This is a genomic window from Microbacterium sp. NPDC089698 (assembly GCF_044749045.1).
Classification (GTDB): Bacteria; Actinomycetota; Actinomycetes; order Actinomycetales; family Microbacteriaceae; genus Microbacterium.
On the sequence record NZ_JBIVHE010000001.1, the window covers coordinates 99,533 to 117,404 of the forward strand.

The 17,872-nt window shown below is 71.7% G+C and carries 12 protein-coding genes; 7 read left to right on the top strand and 5 right to left on the bottom strand.

Annotation, left to right across the window (positions count from 1 at the left end; translation table 11 throughout):
* Positions 1–32: 32 nt before the first annotated feature.
* From glgB to glgX, 3 genes are all read right to left on the bottom strand, one after another.
* The gene (glgB, locus tag ACIPY5_RS00465) at positions 33–2,231 is read right to left on the bottom strand and encodes a 1,4-alpha-glucan branching protein GlgB (protein WP_400965412.1); all 2,199 of its coding nucleotides are present in this window, start codon (positions 2,229–2,231) and stop codon (positions 33–35) included.
* On the bottom strand, positions 2,228–4,246 hold the full coding sequence (locus ACIPY5_RS00470; RefSeq protein ID WP_400968420.1) for an alpha-1,4-glucan--maltose-1-phosphate maltosyltransferase: 2,019 nt from the start codon (positions 4,244–4,246) through the stop codon (positions 2,228–2,230). The genes glgB and ACIPY5_RS00470 overlap by 4 nt, the downstream gene beginning before the upstream one ends.
* A gap of 109 nt (positions 4,247–4,355) precedes the next feature.
* The gene (gene glgX / locus ACIPY5_RS00475; protein ID WP_400965415.1) at positions 4,356–6,455 is read right to left on the bottom strand and encodes a glycogen debranching protein GlgX; all 2,100 of its coding nucleotides are present in this window, start codon (positions 6,453–6,455) and stop codon (positions 4,356–4,358) included.
* Between the two features lie 100 nt (positions 6,456–6,555).
* Between glgX and ACIPY5_RS00480 the strand changes: the two genes are divergently transcribed.
* The 3 genes from ACIPY5_RS00480 (at position 6,556) to ACIPY5_RS00490 (ending at position 10,258) form a co-directional block, all read left to right on the top strand.
* Complete coding sequence (locus ACIPY5_RS00480) at positions 6,556–7,728, top strand: cysteine desulfurase family protein (protein ID WP_400965418.1); 1,173 nt, start codon at positions 6,556–6,558, stop codon at positions 7,726–7,728.
* A 74-nt stretch (positions 7,729–7,802) separates the two neighbouring features.
* On the top strand, positions 7,803–8,900 hold the full coding sequence (gene mnmA, locus ACIPY5_RS00485; protein ID WP_309356929.1) for a tRNA 2-thiouridine(34) synthase MnmA: 1,098 nt from the start codon (positions 7,803–7,805) through the stop codon (positions 8,898–8,900).
* 86 nt (positions 8,901–8,986) lie between these two features.
* Positions 8,987–10,258: an ATP-binding protein gene (locus tag ACIPY5_RS00490; protein WP_400965421.1), complete on the top strand. Its 1,272-nt coding sequence runs from the start codon at positions 8,987–8,989 to the stop codon at positions 10,256–10,258.
* 56 nt (positions 10,259–10,314) lie between these two features.
* On the opposite strand, the gene ACIPY5_RS00495 is transcribed toward ACIPY5_RS00490, so the two are convergent.
* Together ACIPY5_RS00495 and ACIPY5_RS00500 are read right to left on the bottom strand one after the other, a co-directional pair.
* Positions 10,315–10,959 carry a response regulator transcription factor gene (locus tag ACIPY5_RS00495; protein WP_400965424.1) on the bottom strand — a complete coding sequence of 215 codons (645 nt, stop codon included), beginning with the start codon at positions 10,957–10,959 and terminating at the stop codon, positions 10,315–10,317.
* Positions 10,940–12,238, bottom strand: coding sequence for a sensor histidine kinase (locus tag ACIPY5_RS00500; protein WP_400965426.1), 1,299 nt, complete (start codon positions 12,236–12,238; stop codon positions 10,940–10,942). Before ACIPY5_RS00500 ends, ACIPY5_RS00495 begins: the two co-directional genes overlap by 20 nt.
* Positions 12,239–12,362: 124 nt before the next feature.
* Between ACIPY5_RS00500 and ACIPY5_RS00505 the strand changes: the two genes are divergently transcribed.
* Genes ACIPY5_RS00505 through ACIPY5_RS00520 form a run of 4 tightly spaced genes read left to right on the top strand, consistent with a single transcriptional unit; the run spans position 12,363 to position 17,659 of the window.
* Positions 12,363–13,142 carry an ABC transporter ATP-binding protein gene (locus ACIPY5_RS00505; protein ID WP_400965429.1) on the top strand — a complete coding sequence of 260 codons (780 nt, stop codon included), beginning with the start codon at positions 12,363–12,365 and terminating at the stop codon, positions 13,140–13,142.
* A complete protein-coding gene (locus tag ACIPY5_RS00510; RefSeq protein ID WP_400965431.1) occupies positions 13,139–14,509 on the top strand; it encodes an FtsX-like permease family protein in 1,371 nt (456 codons plus the stop codon). Before ACIPY5_RS00505 ends, ACIPY5_RS00510 begins: the two co-directional genes overlap by 4 nt.
* A gap of 54 nt (positions 14,510–14,563) precedes the next feature.
* Complete coding sequence (gene ligA, locus ACIPY5_RS00515; RefSeq protein ID WP_400965433.1) at positions 14,564–16,882, top strand: NAD-dependent DNA ligase LigA; 2,319 nt, start codon at positions 14,564–14,566, stop codon at positions 16,880–16,882.
* Between the two features lie 27 nt (positions 16,883–16,909).
* The gene (locus ACIPY5_RS00520; RefSeq protein WP_309341182.1) at positions 16,910–17,659 is read left to right on the top strand and encodes an ABC transporter permease; all 750 of its coding nucleotides are present in this window, start codon (positions 16,910–16,912) and stop codon (positions 17,657–17,659) included.
* Positions 17,660–17,872: the final 213 nt, after the last annotated feature.

Genomic DNA, 17,872 nt, shown 5'->3' on the forward strand with positions numbered 1-17,872 from the left:
ACCCTAGGAGTGTCGGCACCGGCGGAATCGTCTCAGCCCTTGCTGACGATCGGCACGTGCGGATCCTTCTGGTGCCGCAGCCAGATCGTGGACAGCGCGGGGATGGTCAGGGTCGCGCGGGGCGAGCCGTTCTCGACATCGGTCGCGTAGACGAGACCGAGGTTGCCCTCGCCGTGCCCGCCGAACTCGGCCGCATCGGTGTTCAGCACTTCGGTCCAACCGCCCGCGAGCGGCAGATCGAGGCTGACGCCGTGCCGCGTAGCGCCGGCGAAGTTGCTGATGACCGCGAGGTGCCCGCCGTGCGCATCGCGGCGCACGAAGGCGACGATGTTCGGATCCCAGTCCGGTGCGCCGATGCGCGTGAACGAGCTGCTGTCGTGATCCCGTTCCCACAGCGGCGCGTTCTGCCGGTAGGTGCCGTTCAGCGCGCCGACGAACTCCTGCAACTGCCGGTGCGACGGCTGGTCGAGGAGCCACCAGTCCAGGCCGCGGTCCACCGACCACTCGGAGAGCTGGCCGAACTCCTGGCCCATGAACAGGAGGTTCTTGCCGGGGTGCCCCCACATGTAGCCGAGGTAGGCCCGCACGTTCGCGAGCTTCGCGGCGTGGTCGCCCGGCATCTTCGAGAGCAGGCTGCCCTTGCCGTGCACGACTTCGTCGTGGCTGATCGGCAGGATGTAGTTCTCGCCGAACGCGTACACGAAGGAGAAGGTCATCTCGCCCTGGTGATGCGAGCGGTAGAGCGGATCGCGCTCGATGTAGACGAGCGAGTCGTTCATCCAGCCCATGTTCCACTTGAACCCGAAGCCGAGCCCGTTGTGGTCGGTGGGCGCCGTCACACCCGGGAAGCTCGTCGACTCCTCGGCGACCATGACGATGCCGGGGTGCTTCCGGTACGCGGTGGCGTTGACCTCCTGCAGGAAGCGGATCGCCTCCAGGTTCTCGCGCCCGCCGTGCACGTTGGGCTCCCACTCGCCGTCGTCACGCGAGTAGTCGAGGTAGAGCATCGAGGCGACGGCGTCGACGCGCAGGCCGTCGGCGTGGAACTCGTCCAGCCAGAACAGCGCGTTCGCGACGAGGAAGTTGCGCACCTCGTTGCGGCCGTAGTCGAAGATGAGCGTGCCCCAGTCGCGGTGTTCGCCGCGGCGCGGATCCGGATGCTCGTAGACGGCTTCGCCGTCGAAGCGCGCGAGGGCGAAGGCGTCCTTCGGGAAGTGCCCGGGCACCCAGTCGATGATCACGCCGATGCCGGCCTGGTGCAGCCGGTCGATGAGGTGCTTCAGGTCGTCGGGCTCGCCGTAGCGATGCGTCGCCGCGTAGTAGCCGGTCACCTGGTAGCCCCAGGATCCGGTGAAGGGGTGCTCGGCCACGGGCATGAACTCCACGTGCGTGAACCCGGTGGCGGTGACGTGCTCGATGAGCTCGTCCGCGATGTCCCGGTAGCCGAGACCCGGGCGCCAGGAGCCGAGGTGCAGCTCGTAGACGCTCATCGGCTGTGCGACCGCATGCGTCGCGGCACGGCGCGTCATCCAGGCGCCGTCGCCCCAGGAGTACTCCGACCGCGTGACGATCGAGGCCGTCGCGGGCGGGACCTCGGCGAGCTGGGCCATCGGATCCGCCTTGAGGATCCAGGTGCCGTGCGGGGTGAGGATCTCGTACTTGTAGTGCGCTCCGACGCCCACGCCGGGCACGAACAGCTCCCACACGCCGCTCGAGCCCATGGAGCGCATCGCGTCCAGCCGGCCGTCCCAGCCGTTGTGGTCGCCGACGACGCGCACGGCCTTCGCGTGCGGTGCCCAGACGGCGAACGCGGTGCCCTGGTCGCCGTCGACGAACCGCGGGTGCGCGCCGAGCGCCTCCCAGAGGCGCTCGTGGCGGCCCTCGCGGATGAGGTGCAGGTCGAGCTCGCCGATGGTGGGGGCGTGCCGGTACGGATCGGGGGAGATCCAGTCGGGGGCGTCGCCGTACGTCGCCTTGATCCGGTAGGCGCCCGCGGGTCCGGTGACCTCGCCCTCCCAGATGCCCTCGGCGAGATGGGTCAGGGGTACCTCGACACCGCCGTCGAGCAGCACCGAGACGCCCTTCGCGAGCGGTCGCAGCGCGCGCACGATCGTCACGCGTCTGCCGCCCGACTCGGGCTGCGGATGCGCTCCGAGGACGGAGTGCGGGTCGTGGTGCGAGCCCGAGGCCACGGCCTCGAGCACAGCCGGGTCGATCGCAGTGGTGATCATGGCTGCCCCTTCACATGGAGGATGTGCACCGGCTCCGTGAAGGCGTCCAGGCGCACGAAATTGTGATCCGTCCAGGTCCAGACGGATCCGGTGACGAGGTCCTCGACCTCGTACGCCGTCCCGGGCTCGACGCCCCATGCGAGGGTGTCGAGATGCACGGTGGTCTGCCGCACCGAGTGCGGGTCGACGTTGGCGACCACGATGATCGTGTCGCCGGAGTCCGTGCCGGTGAAGGGCGCGTCCAGATGCTTGGAGAACACCAGGATCGCGTCGTCGTCGCTCCAGTGCAGCTGCAGATTGCGCAGCTGCCGGAGCGCCGGGTGCGCGCGGCGGATCTCGTTGAGGCGGGTGAGGTAGGGGGCGAGCGAGCGCCCCTCCGCCTCGGCCTTCGCCCAGTCGCGCAGCTTGTACTCGTACTTCTCGTTGTCGATGTTCTCCTCGGAACCAGGACGGGCCACGTTCTCGAACAGTTCGTAGCCGGCGTAGACGCCGTACAGCGGCGCGCCGGTCGCGGCGATCGCGGCCCGGATCCGGTACGCCGCGCGACCACCGAACTGCAGATACTCGGTGAGGATGTCGGGGGTGTTCACGAACAGGTTCGGGCGCATGTAGTCGGCCGTCTCCTGCGAGACCGAGAGCAGGAACTCCTCGAGCTCCGCCTTGGTGTTGCGCCAGGTGAAGTAGCTGTAGCTCTGCTGGAAGCCGACCGCCGCGAGCCCCCGCATCGGCGCGGGGCGGGTGAACGCCTCCGCCAGGAAGACCACGTCGGGGTGCTTGGTGTTGACGGTGCGGATCAGCCACTCCCAGAACCGCAGCGGCTTGGTGTGCGGGTTGTCGACCCGGAAGATCGACACGCCCTGAGCGATCCAGTGCTCGACGATCCGCAGCACCTCGGTGTAGAGGCCCACCGGATCCCGGTCGAAGTTCAGCGGGTAGATGTCCTGGTACTTCTTCGGGGGGTTCTCGGCATAGGCGATCGTGCCGTCCGGGAGTTCCGTGAACCACTCCGGGTGCGCGGTGACCCAGGGGTGGTCCGGGGCGGCCTGCAGCGCGAGGTCGAGGGCCACCTCGAGGCCGAGCGCGTTCGCCTTCTTCACGAAGGCGCGGAAGTCGGCGAGGGTGCCGAGGTCTGGATGCACGGCGTCGTGCCCGCCCTCCGCGGCGCCGACCGCCCACGGCGATCCGGGATCGGCGGGCCCGGCGGTGAGCGTGTTGTTCGGCCCCTTGCGGTTGAGGCGCCCGATCGGGTGGATCGGCGGGAGGTAGAGCACGTCGAAGCCCATCGCGGCGACCGCGGGAAGGCGCTCCGCGGCGGTCGCGAAGGTGCCGCTCGCGATCGTGCCGTCGGTCTCGCGCACCGCGCCCTCCGAGCGCGGGAAGAATTCGTACCAGGCCGCGGCGCCGGCGATCGTGCGCTCGACCAGGACCGTCTGCCACGGTGTGGCCGAGTCGAGCGCGGTGAGCGGGCGGTCCGCGAAGAGGGCGGCGAGCTCCGGGTCCGTGGCGATGACGAGAGCGTCCTCTGCGGTCCCGTCGGGGGAGCGCAGCTGCTCCGCGACCGCCGCGAGCCGCTTGCGCTCCGGCTTCGGGCGGGTCTTGTCCTTCGCGGCCCGTCCGAGCAGCCCCGCACCGAGTGCGCGCATCACCTCGACGTCCACGCCCGCCGCGATCTTCAGCTCGGCCGCGTGCGCCCAGGTGGCGAACTCGTCCGCGAACGCCTCGAAGCGGAACGTCCAGGCGTTCGTCTCGTCGAGCGCGACGTCGACCTGCCAGCGGTCGGTGCCGTCGCCGAGCGGGGTGAGCCGGTGCAGGCTCTCCTGATGGTTCGGGGTGCGCAACCGCAGATGCACGCCGATGAGGTCGTGCCCCTCGCGGAACGCCACGACCCGGAACGGGATCACCTCGCCGGAGAAGGCCTTCGGATGGAAGCCCTCGGGCGCCGCGGGGGACGGATCCGCGAGGGGGATGCGGGTGGTCTGAGCGTCCGCCGCATCGATGTCGGGCAGTGCGCGCACGGGGATCTGCGCGGTGCTGCGGAGAGCATCGGACGAGGACTGTGCGGCAGTTCGTTCGGACACACCCTGAACCTACCGCGCTCCGAGGTCGGAAGAGGTAACGGGCGGGTCACTCCGCGCGGAACAGTCTCATCGAGGTGCCGGGAAGGGCGAGCACGTCGCCCGGCTTGTGCACCGTCTCGACGGGCGAGGGCCGCTCCTCCGCGCTCGACCACAGCGCGACGTAGCGCGACACGCCGTCGATCACCGGAAGCCGGATGTCGATCGGCGACTCGGTGCCGTGCACGACGAGCAGGATCCGGTTGAACGCCTCCTTGTCGGGCGTGGACGATGCGACGTACTGCAGGGTGCGGTTGCGGGGGTCGTTCCACTGCTCGACCTCCATCGTGTCGCCGTCCTGGTCGTACCAGTCCATGACCGAGGCGTTCGGGATGTGCTCCCCGAGGCGGGCGTAGCGGAGCGGGCGCAGGGCCGGGTTCTCCTCGCGCAGCCGGGTCAGGAGCGAGGCGTGCGCGAACAGGTCCTGCTGCCACGGCTCGTGATCCCAGTTGAGCCAGCTGATCGCCGAGTCCTGGCAGTAGGCGTTGTTGTTGCCGCGCTGGGTGCGCCCGAACTCGTCGCCGGCGGTGAGCATCGGCACGCCGGCGGAGAACAGGAGCGTGCCGAGCAGGTTGCGCATCGCCTTGCGGCGCGCGGCGAGGATGACCGGATCGTCGGTGGGGCCCTCGGCGCCGTGGTTGAACGAGCGGTTCATGTCGGCGCCGTCGTGGTTGCCCTCGCCGTTCGCCTCGTTGTGCTTGACGTCGTAGGACACGAGGTCGTTCAGCGTGAAGCCGTCGTGCGCGGTGACGAAGTTGATGCTCGCGAGCGGACCGCGCTCATCGCTGAACGTGTTCGCCGAACCGGCGAGGCGGTTCGCGAACCCGCCGATGCCGGTCGGGGCGGAGGCGCGGCGGGCGTAGTCGATGTCACTGAGCCAGAAGTTGCGGACGCGGTCGCGGTAGCGGTCGTTCCACTCGCTCCACCCGGTCGGGAAGTTCCCGGTCTGCCAGCCGCCGAAGCCCACGTCCCAGGGCTCGGCGATGATCTTCGCGTCGGCGAGGGCCGGATCCGTCCTGATCGCGTGCAGCAGCGGATGCTGCGGGTCGTAGGTGCTCGTGTCGTCGCGCCCGAGTGCGGTGGCGAGATCGAAACGGAATCCGTCGATCTGCATCTCCGTGGTCCAGTAGCGCAGCGAATCCAGCACGAGACGCGCCGCCGCGGGCGTCGCGGTGTCCAGGGTGTTCCCGCAGCCCGTGGTATCGATGTAGCTGCCGTCCTCCTGCTGGCGGTAGTACAGGGCGTTGTCGATCCCTCGCAGGCTCGTGCGGGGGCCGCCGATGCCCTCCTCGTTCGTGTGGTTGTACACGACGTCGAGGATCACCTCGATGCCCGCCTCGTGGAGCAGCTTCACCATGCCCTTGAACTCGCGCAGGATCGCCTCGGGACCCTCCTTGCGCGAATCCTCGGTCGCGTAGGCGGCATGAGGCGTGAAGAAGTTCAGGGTGTTGTAGCCCCAGTAGTTCGACAGTCCGCGGTCCAGCAGTCGCGGCTCGGAGGCGAAGGCCTGCACCGGCAGCAGCTCGACCGCCGTGATCCCGAGCTCGCGGTAGTACTCGATCATCGCCGGGTGCGCGACGCCGGCGTACGTGCCGTGCAGGGCCGGGGGCACCCCGGGGTGGCGCTTGGTGAGCCCCTTGATGTGGCCCTCGTAGATGACCGTGCGGTCGAGGGGCGTCAGGGGCTTCGCGACCCCGCCCCAGTCGAAGCCGTCCTCGATGACGACCGAGCGCCATTCCTCGTAGCCGTCGCCCTGGGCGAGGCCGCGGGCATAGGGGTCCAGCAGCAGGGTCTCGGGGTTGAACGTGTTGCCGGGGCTGTGCGCCCCGTCGACGCGCAACGCGTACCTGGTCCCCGGCTGGAGCAGGTCGGTGGTGATCTCCCACACGCCGCCGGGGCGGCGCTCGAGCGCGAGCTGCGCGGTCTCCCAGTCCAGGTCGGTCTCATCGAAGATCACGAGCTCGATCGACGAGGCGTTCTGCGACCAGACGCGCAGCGTGGCGGCCCCGTCGTGAAGGCGGACGCCCAGCGCGTCGAGGGACGGGCTGCACAGGGCGCAGGCGTCGCCGTCGGGTACCGGCGTCTCGACCTCTATCGCGTGCGGACACATGAGGGAAAGAATATCGCGGCAGCGGCGGCCCGGGCTGCCACGGCGTACCGCGATCCGTGCCACCGAGTCCCATCCCAGGGCGAAGTGCGAGAGTGGTGGAGTGCACTACCTGGATCACGCGGCGACGACCGACCTGCGGCCCGAGGCCGCCGAGGAGTGGCTGCGTGTCGCCGGGGCGACCGGCAACGCCTCCTCCACGCACGGGGCGGGGCAGCAGGCGCGCCGGATCCTGGAGGAGTCCAGGGAACGTCTCGCGGCGGTGCTGGGGTGCGAGCCCATCGAGGTCGTCCTGACCTCGGGCGGCACCGAATCGGTGAACCTCGCCGTGCAGGGACTGTGGCGCTCCCGGCCGGAGGGGAGCGATGCGATCCTGCTGCCCGACGGGGAGCACCACGCGACGCTCGACACGGTCGCCGCGCTCGCCGCGGACGGCGCCCGGATCGTGCCGGTGGCGCTGGATGCCGTGGGGCGCATCCCCGTGGACGCCTTCGCGGCGGGGCTGGCAGCGGACGGTGTGGCCGTGGCCACCGCGCTGATGGCGAACAACGAGGTCGGCACGATCAACGACGCCCGCGCGCTCGCCGCATCCGCAGCCGCGGCGCGCGTTCCCCTGCACCTGGACGCCGTCGCCGCCTTCGGGCACCTGCCGCTGTCGTTCGCGGCGCTCCGCGGCGAGGCGGCGGCCGGTGCGGGACTCGTCGCGCTCAGCGTCGCGGGGCACAAGATCGGCGCCCCCACCGGCACGGGGGCGCTCGTCGTCGGCCGCACCGCGCGCCTCTCGCCCCTGCTGCACGGCGGCGGTCAGCAGCGCGGACTCCGCTCCGGCACGCAGGACGTCGCGGGTGCCGCCGCGTTCGCGGTCGCCGCGGAACTCGCCGCGGCCGAGCAGATCGCGGAGGCGGCACGACTGGGCGCGCTGCGCGACCGCCTCGTCGCGGGGGTCCGGGAGCGGGTGCCCTCCGCGGAACTCCTCGGGGATCCGGATGCCTCCGGTCGCCTGCCGGGCAATGCGCACCTGCTGTTCCCCGGCGCACCGAGCGAGAGCCTGCTGTTCCTCCTCGACGTCGCCGGGGTCTCCGCGTCCGCCGGATCCGCGTGCCAGGCCGGGATCGCAGAGCCCTCGCACGTGGTGCAGGCGCTCGGCCGCAGCGAGACCGAGGCGCGCAGCGTGATCCGGTTCACGCTCGGGCGCACCTCGGACGACGCCGACGTGGATGCCGTGCTCGCGGTGGTCGGCGACGCGTACGCGCGGGCCTCCGGCGCCGCCCGCTGACGCGCGGTGCCTGTCGAGGCCCTGCCTCCGTCTCGCCCTGCGCCCGTCCAGCCGCGCGCTCGTACACTGGATCCATGCGTGTTCTGGCGGCGATGAGCGGGGGAGTGGACTCCGCCGTGGCTGCGGCGCGCGCGGTAGAGGCCGGCCACGATGTCGTGGGCGTGCATCTCGCGCTCTCGCGGGCCGGTGGCACGCTGCGCACCGGGAGCCGCGGCTGCTGCACGATCGAGGACGCGATGGACGCGCGCCGCGCCGCGGACCTGCTCGGGATCCCGTTCTACGTCTGGGACTTCTCCGAGCGCTTCCGCGAGGACGTGATCGAGGACTTCGTCTCGGAATACCGGGCCGGACGCACGCCGAACCCGTGTCTGCGCTGCAACGAGAAGATCAAGTTCGCCGCCCTCCTGGAGCGCGCGATCGAACTCGGCTTCGACGCGGTGTGCACCGGGCACTACGCGACGCTCGTCGATGGCGAGGGCGGGCTGGAACTGCACCGCGCCTCGGACGCCGCGAAGGATCAGTCCTACGTGCTCGGGGTGCTGAACGCCGAGCAGCTCGCGCACACCTACTTCCCGCTCGGATCCACGCCCTCCAAGGCGCTCGTGCGCGCGGAGGCGGCGGAGCGCGGGCTGAGCGTCGCGCAGAAGCCGGACAGTCACGACATCTGCTTCATCCCCGACGGCGACACCCGCGGCTGGCTCGCGGAGAAGGTCGGCGCCGAGCAGGGCGAGATCCTCGACCGCAACGGCGAGGTCGTCGGCACGCACGACGGCGCGCACGCGTTCACGGTCGGCCAGCGCCGGGGCCTGCGGCTCGGCGTGCCCGCCCCCGACGGCAAGCCCCGGTTCGTGCTCGAGGTCCGCCCGGTCTCGAACACGGTCGTCGTCGGTCCCAAGGAGGCGCTCGCGATCGCCGAGATCTCCGGAGAGCGTCGCTCATGGGCCGGAGCGGCGCCCGCCGCGGAGGAGTTCGCCTGCGAGGTGCAGATCCGCGCTCATGCCGATCCGGTCCCCGCGCGCGCCTTCGTCGCGGAGGACGGCGTGAGAGTCGTCCCCGATGCGCCGCTCGACGGCGTCGCACCGGGCCAGAGCGCGGTGCTGTACGTCGGCACGCGGGTGCTCGGCCAGTTCACGATCGACCGCACGGTCTCGGCGGTGCCGGCCGGGGTCTGAGCCCCGCTCCGTCGTGGAGCGTCATGTCGTCGGCGGCCGCCCCGCGCTCTGTGATGATGGGTGCACGGTCCGACGGAGGAGGCGCCATGACGAGGACGTACATCCGCGATTTCCACGGGGACGATCTGGATCAGATCGTCCGGCTGTGGGGGCAGGTCACGCGCGAGAACGAGTGGCCCATCTACTCGCTCGCCGAGGTGATCGCCTCCTGCCAGCAGGACCACGCCGTCGTCGCCGTCCAGGGCGAGCTGCTCGTGGGTGCTGCGGTCGGCCGCGGCGCGCACGCGCAGGGATGGATCGTGTTCTTCGGGACGATCGACGACGCCGGATCCGAGGTGAGCTCATCGCTCCTTCACGCGCTGGAGCGCAAGATGGCACCGCTCGGCCTCGCGAAGCTCTCGGTGCTGATCCCCGAGGCCGAGGGGCTGGGCGCGTTCACCGAGAACGGGTTCCACGTGCATCATTCCGTCCGGTACCTCGAGCGCGCGATGCCCATCCAGCGGCGCGAGATCGATGCGCTCAAGGAGGTGGGCGGCCGCATCCTCCCGCCGCACCTGTGGGATCGCGTGGCAGGGATGACGCATGAGAAGACGCTCCTCGAGGAGCGTCTGGTGACGCCGCTCGCCCGCCCGGAGCTCGCCGAGCGGTTCGGGGTCGTGCCTCCGCGCGCCGTCATGCTGTTCGGCCCGCCCGGTACGGGCAAGACCACGTTCGCACGAGCCGTCGCCTCGCGGCTCGACTGGCCCTTCGTCGAGCTCTTCCCTTCGCGCCTCGCGGACGGCGGTTCCGGACTCGCCGGCGGGCTGCGCGCGTCCTTCGAGACGATCGACGAGCTCGAGCACGCGGTCGTCTTCATCGACGAGGTCGAGGAGATCGCCTCCCGCCGCGGCGGGACGCCGCCCTCGCCCACGCAGGGCGTCACGAACGAGCTGCTGAAGCTCGTCGCCGACTTCCGCGACCGGGAGGGCCGGATCCTCATCTGCGCGACGAACTTCGTGCGGGCGCTCGACGCGGCGTTCCTCCGACACGGGCGCTTCGACTACGTCATCCCGATCGGCCTGCCCGACGCCGATGCCCGCCGGGCGATCTGGGCGCGGTACATCCCGGCCGAGTCGGCCGGCGACGTGGATCTGGACCGCCTGGTCGCGGCGAGCGAGGGCCTGACCCCGGCGGACATCGAGTACGCCGCGCGACGCGCATCCCAGGAGGCCCTCGCGCGGGCGCTGAGCGACGGGGAGCCGGCGTCCGCGCTCGACACGGAAGACTACGCGCGGGCTCTCGGAAGCACGCGAGCGACCGTGTCGGCGGACGAGATCGCCGAGTTCCGGGCGGACATCGAGACCATCGCCCGGCTCTGAGGGATCGAGGCGGCGGGCTGATCCGGAGGTTCGACGTCCATCGGGACCGCGGCGGCTCACCTCTGCAGGAAGAGCAGGATCGCCCTGACGCGGCGGTTCTCCTGGGCAGGAGACAGCCCCAGGCCCGTGAAGATGTTGCCGACGTGCTTGCGCACGGCGGCATCGCTGAGGTGCAGCGCGCGGGAGATGTCGCCGTTCGACGCGCCCTCGGCCATGAGCCCGAGCACCTCCCGCTCGCGGGGAGTGAGGGCGTCCAGCACGTCGGGCCCGCCGCTGCGCAGCAGGTGGCGCGCGACCTCCGGGTCGATCACGGTCCCGCCGCCCGCGATCGCGCCCAGTGCGCGTTCGAAGTCGGAGATCCGGTTGACCCGGTCCTTCAGCAGATAGCCGATCCCGCCCTCGGGCAGCGTCAGCAGCTCGCGGGCGTAGTGGTCGGCGACGTACTGCGAGAGCACCAGGACGGGCTGCGCCGGACGCGCGCGCCGTATCGCGAGCGCCGCCCGCAGTCCGTCATCCGTCCCGTCCGGCGGCATGCGCACGTCCGTCATCACCAGGTCGGGCGCGGGCGTGGCGGCGGCGAAGAGCGCCCGGAGCTCATCCGCATCCGCGGCGGTGCCGACGATCTCGTGTCCGAGTCGCACGAGCAGGGCCGTGAACGCCTCGCGGAGCAGCGCCGAGTCCTCAGCGAGCAGGATGCGCATGCGCGACCTCCTCGAGCCCGCGCGGCGCGGTCAGGGCGATCGTGGTGGGACCGCCCGCGGGGGAGTCGATCTCGAGAGCGCCGTCGAGTGCGGCCGCGCGCGCGATGAGGCCGGTGAGCCCCGTGCCCGCGGACGGGTCGGCGCCGCCGCGCCCGTCATCCCGCACGAGCACTTCGAGTGACGTGCCGTCCGTGCGTGCGATCACCTCGACGCGCGTGGCGTCCGTGTGCTTGACCGCGTTCGTGAGTGCTTCGCGCACCACGAAGTAGGCCGCGGCCTCGACGGCGGGGTCGGCGTGGCCGAGCTCGTCGCACCGCAGCGCCACCCGGAGCGGCGATCGCCCCGCGAGCTCCTCGAGAGCGGCGCCGAGGCCGCGGTCGGCGAGCACCGCGGGATGGATCCCGCGGACGGACTCCCGCAGCGCCGCGGAGGCGCGGTCGGCCTGGTCCTGAGCGGCGACCAGCGAGCGGCGGGCGGGACCTGCCTCGTCGCCGAGGAGCGCCAGGTCGAGCTCGAGCGCACCGAGGCGGGTCGCGAGCACGACGAGCTCCTGCTGCACGCCGTCGTGCAGGTCTCGTTCGATGCGCCGGCGCTCTTCCTCGTGCGCGGTCACGATCGCCGCGCGGGAGCGGGTGAGCCGTTCCATCCGCTGTGCGATCTCGGCTCCGCGCGGGGAGAGCAGCCAGGAGATCGTGAGGCTCTGCGCGGTGGCCAGGCCGAGGTTGAGGTACCCCGCGACGATCAGCACGACCGCGAGGGCTACGGGAGGGAGCCACCACGTGCCGGCGTCGAGCCGGATCCTGGCATCCCCGAAGAGCAGGATCTCGGGGGCGCCGCGGGTGAACGCGTGGATCGGCACGCCGACGACCACGATCAGGGCCATCGCCTCGAAGAACAGCAGCCCGAGCGAGAGGAGCCCCGCGATCAGGTCCAGCAGCAGCACGAGCACCTCGCGCCAGGTCGCGGGTTCGGTGAGCCGGATGTTCAGCCAGTTGTGCCGGTCCTCGCGGGCGACCCTGATGTGCCCGGTGGGAATCGTCGCGAATCCGAGGAGCCTCTGCCGTCGACGTTCGAGAACGCCGATCGCGATGCCCCAGATCGGCAGCAGCAGAAGAGTGAGAGGGAGGAGCACCAGCAGCAGAGGGCCGAGCAGCGCCGAGATCAGGAGATAGCCGAGCGCACGCCACGGCCACCACGAGGCCAGGACGACCCAGGGAGCCCGCTGCAGGACCTGCGTCACCGTGCGCGCACGACGCGGAGAAGAGGGGCGCGTGCTCATGCGGTCAGTCTAGGGAGGAGGCGGATCCGCAACCCCCGGCAGCGGCGAAGAGTAGACCTGGCGCTACCGGCCACGTCGCTCGCGGCCTCCTGCGCGCACGACCGGAACCGGCTGGACTGGGCGCATGGAAGAGATCCTGGTGGCCGAGGGCCTCAAGAAGCACTACAGGGCGGGCCGCGAGCCGGTGCCAGTGCTGCGCGGCATCGACCTGTCGGTGGGGGCGGGGGAGATGGTGAGCATCGTCGGCCCGAGCGGATCCGGCAAGTCGACGCTGCTGTACTGCCTCGCGGGGCTCGAGCGCGCCGACCGGGGGACGATCAGAGTGCTCGGGGAGGAGCTGGCGGAGGCGTCCGCATCGAGGCTGGCCGTCCTGCGGCGCGATCGGATCGGCTTCGTCTTCCAGTCGTACAACCTGATCCCGTCGCTCTCCGTCAGGGAGAACGTCGCGCTGCCCGCCCGGCTGGCCCGTCGCGCGGCCCCGGACGTCGATGGTGCGCTCGCCGCGGTCGGGCTGGCGGAGCACGGAGCCAGGCGTCCAGGGCAGCTCTCCGGGGGGCAGCAGCAGCGCGTGGCGGTCGCGCGGGTGATCGCCGCGCAACCCGCGATGCTGTTCGCCGACGAGCCGACGGGAGCGCTGGACTCCGTGGCCGGCGGGGCCGTGCTCGATCTGCTGCGCGGATATGCGGAGGGGGAGCGGTCGGTGGTGCTCGTGACGCACGACCTGGACGCCGCAGCGCGTGCCGATCGCACGATCGTGCTCCGGGACGGGCTGGTCGTGGCCGAGCTGCGGCGACCGAGCGCCGCGCAGATCCTCACGGCGCAGCACGCCTCGGGCGAGGGGTCGTCGGAGGCGGAGCCCGCCGCGGGGGGCAGGGTGCTCCGCACGGCCGAGGCCGGCGCATGATCCGCCTGCTGCTCGGCGAGCTCAGGGCCGACTGGCGCTCCTGGGCGGGCCTCGTGCTCATCGCTGCCGTGGCGGGCCTTGCGATCGGGATCGGCGGATCCTTCCTCGAGACCGGCATCCACGTGGGCGGGAGGCGGGGAACCGGGATCGGAGGCGTGTCGTCGATGATCCTGGTCTTCAGCGGCGTGAGTGCGATCGCGGTCACGAGCGCCGTGACCCGTCTCGCGGTCGACCTCGGCAGATCGGGCTATGCACGATGGCAGCTCAGCGGCGTCAGCCCGCGGCAGACCGCGGTGGTCGTGCTCGGGCAGGTGGTGGTCCTGAGCCTGACCGGGGCGGCCATCGGACTCGGGGCGACCGCACTGCTCGCCTCCTTCGTCCTGCGGCTCGCCTTCCAGGGGGCCTCCGGAGGCTACGACACGACGATCGCGGTCGTCGGCCCGCTGACGGCGGTCCTGGTGGCCGTGGGCGTGCTGCTCGTGGCACTGCTCGGCGGACTGCCCGCTGCGCGCCGGGCCGCCCGCACCCCCGCGCTCGAGGCGCTGCGCGAGTCGGAGCCCCGCGGTGCGGCGATGCGGTGGTGGCGGTGGGCGCTGTTCGCCGTCATGGTCGCAGGCATGGTCGCCGTGGTGCAGGCCTGGATCTCCTCGGCGGTCACGGCGACTCCGGAGGATCGCAGCACCCTGATCTCGCAGACACCGCTCATCGCGCCGCTCCTCACGGTCGTGATCGTGGCGGGAGGTCCGGTCCTGTACGCGCCTCTCCTCCGGGCCTGGACGGCGCTCGTTCCGGCGGCGGCATCGTCGGCGTGGTTCCTCGCCCGGCATCAGGCGCGCTACCACCTCGGGCGCAGCACGGCCTCGATCACCCCGCTCCTCACGGGGACGGCGATGCTCGGCGGCCTCTACACGGTCACGACGACCTGGGGTGCGGCGGCGCGGTCCGCCGGCGAGCCCTTCGAAGGGCTCAAGCTGGGCCAGGTGGTGGTCCTGCTCGGCGGACCGCTGCTGCTCGCAGGGGTGGGCGCGGCCGTCGTCGTGTTCATGAGCAACCGCACCCAGGCGCGCGAGCAGGCGCTGCTGTCGGCGAGCGGGGCGACCGCGAGCGTGATCGTCCGCGCCGCGGTGCTGCAGGCGCTCATCCACGTCTGCACCGCCGCGCTGCTGTCCGTCGCCGTGATCGTCGCGACCGGCCTGCTCACGACGGCGATGCTCCGTCCGTTCTATCCCGCCGTCACGCCGCACTTCGACCTCGGATCCGCCGGGTTCCTTCTCGTCGCGGGCGCGCTGCTCACCGGGGCGGCCGTGCTGATCCCCGTGCTGTCACGGCTGCGGGCATCGGTGGCGACGGCGCTCAGCGCGGTGTGAGCCCCACCCGGGTGCCGCCCCGCGGATGTCGGCAGCCGCTCGTAGACTTCAGGGGTGCCGGAGAACATCTCGCTGGAAGCCGCTCGTGTCGAGGCCGAGGAGCTGACGACCCGCATTCTGGAGGCGAAGGACGCGTATTACGGGCGCGACACCTCGCTCGTCGACGACGCCACCTACGACGGCTGGATGCACCGCCTCGAGGAGCTCGAGCGCGTGCACCCCGAGTTGCAGGGGCAGGACTCGCCGACCCAGATGGTGGGCGCGGCCGAGGCGACGGGCCTGCAGACCATCGAGCATGCCGAGCGCATGCTCAGCCTCGACAACGTGTTCTCGCTCGACGAGCTGCGCGAGTGGGCGGCCAAGACCCGCGCCGCGGCAGGTCGCGACGTCGCCTGGCTCACCGAGCTCAAGATCGACGGTCTCGCGATCAACCTGCGATACGAGCACGGCGTGCTCACCTCCGCCGCCACGCGCGGCGACGGCCGGGTCGGCGAGATCGTGACCGAGAACGCGCTGCGCGTCGCCGGCATCCCCGAGCGGCTCAGCGGATCCGGTCACCCGGCGATCGTCGAGGTGCGCGGAGAGGTCTTCATCCCGGTCGCCGCGTTCGAGCGCCTGAACGCCGCGCAGGCCGCGTTCCGCGACCGCGCCTACGCGGAGGCGCTGGAGCGCTTCCAGGCCCGCGGCGGCGCCAAGAAGCCCTTCGACGAGGAGAAAGCCCGCACGGCCGCGGCCCGGCGCTTCCCGTCCTTCGCGAACCCGCGCAACGCCGCGAGCGGAGGCCTGCGTCAGCAGCTGGACAAGAAGGACGGCATGGAGCTCGAGGCGGGGCTGCTCCGCGTCGACTCCCTCGCCCTCTACGTGCACGGCATCGGCGCGTGGCCGGATCCCCCCGTCTCCGCCCAGAGCGAGGTCTACGAGCAGCTGGCCGAGTGGGGTCTGCCCACGAGCCCGCATACGAAGGTCTGCGCCACGATCGACGAGGTCGCAGACTTCGTCGCGTACTTCGGCGAGCACCGGCACGACATCGAGCACGAGCTGGACGGCATCGTCGTGAAGGTCGACGAGCTCGACCTGCACGCCGAGCTCGGCGCCACGAGCCGCGCGCCGCGCTGGGCGATCGCCTACAAGTACCCGCCCGAGGAGGTGCAGACGACCCTTCTCGACATCGTCGTCTCCGTCGGCCGCACCGGGCGCGCCACGCCGTTCGCCGTCATGGCCCCGGCCCACGTCGCCGGGAGCGTCGTGCGCCAGGCCACCCTGCACAACAAGGACGTGGTCAAGGCGAAGGGCGTGCTCATCGGCGACACGGTCGTGCTGCGCAAGGCGGGCGACGTGATCCCCGAGGTCCTCGGGCCGGTGGTCGAGCGGCGCGACGGTTCGGAGCGCGAGTTCGTGATGCCGGAGCGCTGCCCCGAGTGCGGCTCGATCCTGGCTCCCGCGAAGGAGGGCGACATCGACCTGCGGTGCCCGAACACGCGATCCTGCCCGGCGCAGGTGCGGGGCAGGATCGAGCACATCGGATCCCGCGGCGCCCTCGATGTCGAGGCGCTCGGCGAGGTCACCGCGGCTGCGCTCACGCAGCCGAGTCACCCTGCCGTGCCGCCGCTCGAGACCGAGGCGGGGCTGTTCACCCTCACGCTCGAGCAGCTCGTGCCCATCGAGGTCGTCGTGCGCGACGCGGAGACGGGGCTGCCGAAGGAGGACGAGGACGGGATCGTGAAGACCCGCGCCCCGTTCCGCCGCAACCCGACCGCGGCGGAGAAGAAGGAGGGCGTCAACGCGTCCCAGCCGTCCTCCCAGGCCGTCAAGCTGCTCGCCGAGTTGGAGAAGGCGAAGACCAAGGACCTGTGGCGCCTGCTGGTCGCGCTCAACATCCGCCACGTGGGGCCGGTCGCCGCGCGCGCACTGGCGCAGTGGTTCGGATCCCTGGATGCGATCCGTGCCGCGTCCCGCGAGGAGCTCGCCGCGGTCGAGGGAGTCGGCGGGATCATCGCCGACTCGCTCCTGGACTGGTTCACGGTCGACTGGCATCAGGACATCGTGCAGCGCTGGGCCGACGCCGGCGTGCAGTGGGCGACGCCAGGGCACCCCGGTCCGGGAGCGGCGGCCGCGGAGGGCGGAGTCCTCGACGGGCTCACCGTCGTCGCGACGGGATCCCTCGACGGCTACACCCGCGAGGGGGCGCAGGAGGCGATCATCAAGGCTGGAGGCAAGGCCGCGTCGAGCGTCTCGAAGAAGACCGACTTCGTGGCCGCGGGGCCCGGCGCCGGATCCAAGCTCGCCAAGGCGGAGGAGCTGGGCCTGCGGATCCTCGACGCCGCGCAGTTCCACGTGCTCGTGACCCAGGGGCCCGACGCGCTCGACTCCTGAGCGCGCGACGGTCGGGAGGAGCGGGCGATGACGGCGGAGATCGATCTGCTGCCGACGGTGATCGGCGTGCTCGTCCTCGCCGCGATCGCGACGGCCGCCCTGATCGCGTTCCGGGTGCCGGGACGGTGGACTCCGGCGCTCGCCGTCCTGCGCGGCGCCGTGCAGCTCGCGGTGATCAGCCTGATCCTGACCGGGATCGTCGCGCAGCCCGCATGGATCGGGGTCGCGCTGCTCGTCATGTTCGGCATCGCCACGGGCGTGGCCGTGCGTCGGACGGGCGGTGGCGCCCACATGGTCCTCGTGATGGCGACGTCGATCGGCGCGGGCGCGGTCGTGTCGATCGGCACGGTGTTCGCGACCGGCGCCCTGCAGCCGACGCCGCGCTATCTCCTCGCGATCGGTGCGATCCTCATCGGCAACTCCATGAGCATCGCCACACTGGCCGGGCGACGGTTCACCGCATCGGTGGTCGATCGGTGGGAGGAGGTCGAGGGCTGGCTCGCCCTCGGCGCGACCCCGCGCCGCTCCACGCTCGACCTCGCACGCAGGGCGGTGCGCGAGGCCCTGATCCCGTCGATCGATCAGACCAAGACGACCGGGCTCGTGGTGCTCCCGGGAGCATTCGTCGGGGCGATCTTCGGCGGCCTGTCGCCGCTCGACGCCGGGCGCTTCCAGATCGTCGTCCTCGCCGCGATCATGGCGGCCGGATCCGTCACTGCGGTCCTGATCGCGACCTGGCTCGGCCCCGTCCGCACGAAGCCGGTCATCGCGGCCTGACGACTGGTCCGCCGGGTGCGCGGGTCGCGTCGAGCGCACGGGAAGCTGCCGAGTGCACGGGGGCTGCGCGTCGACTTCGAGTGCACTCGGCAACAGGCCGTGCACTCACTCAGGCGGCACGCGGAGTTCCGGTTCGCTCGGCAGCAAGCCGTGCACTCGGCAACGTTCGTGTCCGGATCCCGTCGAGCGCACGGGAACAACGCGAGAGCACGG

Excerpts from the sequence above, each read along its gene's own strand:
- glgB (WP_400965412.1), bottom strand. The coding sequence starts at position 2,231 with ATGATCACCACTGCGATCGACCCGGCTGTGCTCGAGGCCGTGGCCTCG.
- glgX (WP_400965415.1), bottom strand. The coding sequence starts at position 6,455 with ATGTGTCCGCACGCGATAGAGGTCGAGACGCCGGTACCCGACGGCGAC.
- mnmA (WP_309356929.1), top strand. The coding sequence starts at position 7,803 with ATGCGTGTTCTGGCGGCGATGAGCGGGGGAGTGGACTCCGCCGTGGCT.
- ACIPY5_RS00490 (WP_400965421.1), top strand. The coding sequence starts at position 8,987 with ATGACGAGGACGTACATCCGCGATTTCCACGGGGACGATCTGGATCAG.
- ACIPY5_RS00495 (WP_400965424.1), bottom strand. The coding sequence starts at position 10,959 with ATGCGCATCCTGCTCGCTGAGGACTCGGCGCTGCTCCGCGAGGCGTTC.
- ACIPY5_RS00500 (WP_400965426.1), bottom strand. The coding sequence starts at position 12,238 with ATGAGCACGCGCCCCTCTTCTCCGCGTCGTGCGCGCACGGTGACGCAG.
- ACIPY5_RS00505 (WP_400965429.1), top strand. The coding sequence starts at position 12,363 with ATGGAAGAGATCCTGGTGGCCGAGGGCCTCAAGAAGCACTACAGGGCG.
- ACIPY5_RS00510 (WP_400965431.1), top strand. The coding sequence starts at position 13,139 with ATGATCCGCCTGCTGCTCGGCGAGCTCAGGGCCGACTGGCGCTCCTGG.
- ACIPY5_RS00520 (WP_309341182.1), top strand. The coding sequence starts at position 16,910 with ATGACGGCGGAGATCGATCTGCTGCCGACGGTGATCGGCGTGCTCGTC.